The organism is Bradyrhizobium sp. Leo114, assembly GCF_055229415.2.
On the sequence record NZ_JBUYEN020000181.1, the window covers coordinates 1 to 870 of the forward strand.

General features: G+C 58.0%; 1 protein-coding gene and 1 pseudogene. Both read left to right on the forward strand.

The window, feature by feature from the left end; genetic code table 11:
- Nucleotides 1-10: 10 nt before the first annotated feature.
- Entirely contained in the window at nucleotides 11-682 is a 672-nt protein-coding gene (locus tag ACZIRK_RS45280; RefSeq protein WP_474419846.1) for a carotenoid biosynthesis protein, read from the forward strand.
- Between the two features lie 73 nt (nucleotides 683-755).
- A pseudogene (locus tag ACZIRK_RS45285) lies at nucleotides 756-870 on the forward strand (IS630 family transposase); the annotation flags it as partial.

The window sequence follows — 870 nt, forward strand, 5'->3', positions numbered from 1 at the left end:
TGCGTTTGCGATGGAAAACCTGAGCGCTGCCACAGCGTTTCCATTTGGGACCTTTCATTTCGTGGTCGGCGCGGACTTGCCGCAGATCGGCCTCATCCCGATCATCGTGGGACCGGTATGGTTCGTTGTGGGCTATTTTTCATGGGTGGTCGCGTCGGTTCTTTTGGATCACGCCGATCGTCAGCTCGATCGACCTTTCAATTTGGTCGCCCTGCCCATCGTAGCCGCTTTCGTGATGACCCAGTGGAATCTTGTGACGGATGCCCCTAACGCGACGATAGCCAAGGCTTGGATATGGCACGGCGGCGGTGGAATGTTCGGTGTTCCACTCTCCAACTATCTCGGCTGGCTTCTCACCTCCTGGCTGATCTGCCAGGCCTTCGCCCTCCACCTGCGCTGCGACGGCCGACGGCAGCACTTGAGGATTAGTCACAGGCTGGCGGTGATCGGCATCCTTTTCTATGTCGGCGCCGGCGTTACGCACATCGTGCCCTGGATCATGGGAGAGAGAGGCGAAGCCGTCGACGACAGAGGCTATGGCTGGCAGGTCCACGATATCCGTGAATCCACGGTCGCGATCCTGCTGCTGACGATGGTCTTCACCGCATTGCTCGCAGGGCTGCGCCTCTTGCGCCAGGCGAATTGCAAAGGCGAGCCAATCGCATCAATATCTGGCGATTGAAAGCGGGGCATGTCGTCGCAACACGGACTAGTACCCACTTTTCTTGGATCGTGAGTCGTGCTTCAAGATATGGATGATACCCGAAGCAAGAGAAGTCCACCTTTCGCGGAAAGATCGCAAGGTGCTTGAGGCGTGTTGTCGCTCGCCGACGACATTGCAGCGCGATTTGAAGCGGGCGCGGATCGTTC

Coding starts and splice junctions, on each gene's coding strand:
- ACZIRK_RS45280 (WP_474419846.1), top strand. CDS start 11: ATGGAAAACCTGAGCGCTGCCACAGCGTTTCCATTTGGGACCTTTCAT.